Raw genomic sequence first — 3,738 nt, 5'->3', positions numbered from 1 at the left:
AGACACAAAGGAAGCCTTTTTTTGAACCACAAAGGCACGGAGACACAAAGGAAGCCTTTTTTGCCGGGCGTAGCCCGGCAAGCTCTTAAAAAACTTTGTGTCTTTGTGCCTTTGTGGTTCCCCATCTTTTTCTTAACGAGGGGTAAGTAAGGAGAAGTCATCATGGCAATGGTGCAACCAAGAAACCTGAAGTACAGGGTCTGGACAGCCCGTATTGTGATGTGGCTGTTCCTGCTGCTTATCCTGTTTCCTTTTTTCATGATTATCTCGGTTTCCCTGCGCACCGGTAACTTTGCCACCGGCTCGCTGATTCCTGAAAACCCCAGTCTTGAACACTGGTATCTGGCACTGGGTATCCCCTGGGAGAATGCCGATGGCTCCATAACGCAGCCCCCTTTCCCGGTGCTGACCTGGTTATGGAACTCCATCAAGGTCTCGGTCACCAGCTCGGTCCTGATCCTGATTCTGGCGACCACCGGCGCCTATGCCTTTGCCCGGCTGCGCTTCAGGTTCAGGGAGCAGATGCTGACAGCCATGATGATCCTGCAGATGTTTCCTGCCGTGCTGGCCCTGGTTGCCATCTACTCACTGTTTGACCAGATTGGCGACTACATCCCCTGGCTCGGTCTGGATAGCCTGGGCTCTGTGACGCTGGCCTACCTGGGTGGTATGGCAATGCATATCTGGCTGATCAAAGGGTACTTTGAAACCATTGATAACTCTCTGGAAGAAGCAGCGGCCATTGATGGGGCAACCCCCTGGCAGGCGTTCCGTTTTGTGCTGTTGCCGCTGTCCGTGCCCATTCTGGCGGTGGTGTTTATCCTGGCATTTATCGGCACGATTGCCGAATACCCTGTAGCATCCGTACTGCTCCAGAGTATGGACAATCTCACGCTGGCGGTGGGTTCAAGGCAATACCTGAACCCACAGAATTATTTATGGGGTGACTTTGCCGCCGCCGCCGTGCTCTCCGGCTTACCCATTACCATTATTTTCCTTGCCTCCCAGCGCTGGATTGTCGGGGGACTGACATCGGGCGGTGTTAAAGGTTAAAAAAACGCTGCCCGCCGCCCGCTTCCCGCTGCCCGTAAAAGCGGAAGCAAATCGGGCTTTGCGGGAAGCGGGCGGCGGGTAGCGATCTTTTAAAGGTGTGCCATGGCAGAAGTCAAACTCGTCAACATTGCAAAAAGTTATGACCAGGGGCTGACCTGGATTCTGAAAGACATCAACCTCAACATTGGTGACGGTGAGTTTATTGCCTTCATCGGCCCATCCGGTTGTGGCAAGTCAACACTGCTGCGGATGATCTGTGGGCTGGAAGATATCACCAGCGGTGAGCTGAGCATTGATGGCGAGAAAGTCAATGACTGGCCACCCAATGAGCGGCGTGTGGGCATGGTCTTCCAGTCCTATGCCCTCTATCCCCACATGTCCGTTGCCGAAAACATGGCGTTTGGCCTGAAGCTGGCCAAAGCGAAAAAAAACGTGGTGGATGAACGGGTTGATGAAGCCGCCCGAATCCTGCAACTGCAGGCACTGCTGGAGCGTAAACCCAAAGCCCTGTCCGGAGGTCAACGACAGCGGGTGGCTATTGGCCGATCCATTGTGCAACACCCCAGGGTCTTTTTGTTTGATGAGCCGCTGTCGAACCTGGATGTGGCCCTGCGGGTCCAGATGCGCCAGGAGATCTCCAGATTACATCGCCGACTGAAAACCACCTCCATCTACGTCACCCATGACCAGGTGGAAGCCATGACCCTGGCGGACCAGATTGTGGTATTGAGCCCGCTGGCCCAGGACGCGGCCACCAACCTTGAACAGGTGGGCAAACCCCTGGAACTTTATCACCATCCGGCCAACCTGTTCGTTGCCGGTTTTATTGGCTCACCCAAAATGAACTGCTTTGACGGGGTCATTGAGCAGGCTGGAGCAGACGAGACGCAGGTTCGCCTGACCACCGGCGAAACCCTGAAAGCCTTTGTGGATACCGGCAAAGCTGATCCGGGCTCGCGCATTGTGTTAGGCATCCGGCCAGAACACACCCTTGCAGAGACCGACAATGGCAATGCCGTTGAAGGCAAGATTGAAGCACTGGAGCGCCTGGGTGCCGAGTCGTTTATCTATATGAGCCACGATACCATTCGCGAGCACTTCATTGTGCGGGTAGAAGACTCCCACCGCCGGGAAGAAGGCAGCAAAATACGTGTTGAGCTACCACCGGAGCATTGCTACCTGTTTGATGCCGATGGCATGGCCTTTCGCCGAACCCGGGTACCGGAAATCGATCAATAACCATAAGCCAGATACCATAGTCGTATCTATACGGCTATGGTCATAAGCCGGATTAACCATCGCCACCAGGAACATCAGGCATCCTGAAGAGTGCTGCCTTGCCGTTGATAATACGCCAGCTCTTCCAATCGATCCTGTGCCCGTTCAGCATTGTCCAGCTCACGAACAATGGGGATACGATAGAGCCTTTTGGCACGCTCGATATCCACAGGCACTTGCGGCAACATCTCGTACACCGGGTTGTAGATGTCTCCCCAGCCAATGAAGCTCCAGGCCTCGTCCGGAAAGTCCCGGGTCAGGGCTTCCAGGGCCGATTCCCCCTGCTCAAACTCGCCTGCTAACAGCAATAACTCAGCACCCGTGCGCTGTAAATTCAATCGGGTGAGTTCATGGGTATCCGGAAACTGTTGATTGAACTCCCGGCAAAAAGCCATCCCCCTGGCGATATACGTCGAATCCTTTTGCGCTGCGCTGAGCAGGTAGTTGTCCAGCTCGGCACTCCAGTAATCCAGCAGAAATCTCATCCGGTTATCAATATCCTTTATTGCCGTCTGGTCTTCATAGAGGGTCCTGATCAATTCCCAGGCTTCCAGCCAGACATCCACCGCTTCTATGACAGGGTCACGAACCGAGTCACGCTCTGCCGTATCGTGGTTTTTGATCAGGCCCCATCCCTTGTTGATCAGCTCTTCCACCTCCTGCTCTTGCCCGGTAAGCGGGTGCTCAAGTATGGCAATACTTGCACGTGATTTGTCCGACAGGCCAGCAGCGGCATACTCCGGGCTGAAGTGATAGCGCTGTGCCTCAGGGATCAGGATGCTCATTACCTGTACATGGTATTCTCCCTCACCCAGCCAGGACACGTTATGCTCCACGACAAAACGCGGGTCATTGGCATAGAAAAACCTGCGCCGGGTAATCAGTACATCAATCTGATCCTCAACGTCATCAGGAAGGTCACCCGCCTGTTCCCGGAGCATCTGGTCCATGTCTGTGCGGAGTTTTTCGGACCGCTCTGCAGAAACCGAGCCGATATTCCAGCACATGACCAAAAACGCGATGCTACCTTCGACAAATTCCCGGTCAGCTCTGGGGTAATCCAGCACTGCTTCACCAAATTCAATAATCTGTTCAGACAATTTTGGCAGACCGGAAGCCAACCAGACGGGCTCCATTAAAGGCTGTCGCTTTTTAATCTGAATCTGTTTCTTCTTCCGGCGTTTCAGTTCTTTCTGCCGACGTTTCTGACCTGCGGAGAGCTTTGCCATGGTAGTTACCCAGACTGATCATTAAGCGATTCAGTATAAGCCACTGTGACTGAGAGTTCCTGATCATCAAATCAATGCACATTGCGTCTATACTCTATTCATCAACATTCATCAACATCCGCCCCGCCGTCATTAACGGTTAAGTAATTGCCCCGGAATAACTTCATCATTTTATTCA

The 3,738-nt window shown here is 53.4% G+C and carries 3 protein-coding genes; 2 read left to right on the top strand and 1 reads right to left on the bottom strand.

What is annotated here, in order from left to right; all coding sequences use genetic code 11:
• Positions 1-162 precede the first annotated feature (162 nt).
• Entirely contained in the window at positions 163-1,053 is an 891-nt protein-coding gene (gene malG, locus KDK14_RS20520) for a maltose ABC transporter permease MalG (protein WP_257267096.1), read from the top strand.
• 102 nt (positions 1,054-1,155) lie between these two features.
• Entirely contained in the window at positions 1,156-2,292 is a 1,137-nt protein-coding gene (locus KDK14_RS20515) for an ABC transporter ATP-binding protein (RefSeq protein ID WP_257267095.1), read from the top strand.
• A 74-nt stretch (positions 2,293-2,366) separates the two neighbouring features.
• On the opposite strand, the gene KDK14_RS20510 is transcribed toward KDK14_RS20515, so the two are convergent.
• Positions 2,367-3,560, bottom strand: a complete 1,194-nt coding sequence (locus tag KDK14_RS20510) for a hypothetical protein (protein WP_257267094.1) — start codon at positions 3,558-3,560, stop codon at positions 2,367-2,369.
• Between the last annotated feature and the right edge of the window lie 178 nt (positions 3,561-3,738).

The sequence above is a fragment of the Endozoicomonas sp. ONNA2 genome (assembly GCF_024606365.1).
GTDB lineage: Bacteria > Pseudomonadota > Gammaproteobacteria > Pseudomonadales > Endozoicomonadaceae > Endozoicomonas.
This window is presented reverse-complemented; position numbering and strand designations above follow the sequence as displayed.

Bases quoted from the DNA above. Each gene is read 5' to 3' on its own strand.
- KDK14_RS20510 (WP_257267094.1), bottom strand. From the start codon at position 3,560: ATGGCAAAGCTCTCCGCAGGTCAGAAACGTCGGCAGAAAGAACTGAAA.
- KDK14_RS20515 (WP_257267095.1), top strand. From the start codon at position 1,156: ATGGCAGAAGTCAAACTCGTCAACATTGCAAAAAGTTATGACCAGGGG.
- malG (WP_257267096.1), top strand. From the start codon at position 163: ATGGCAATGGTGCAACCAAGAAACCTGAAGTACAGGGTCTGGACAGCC.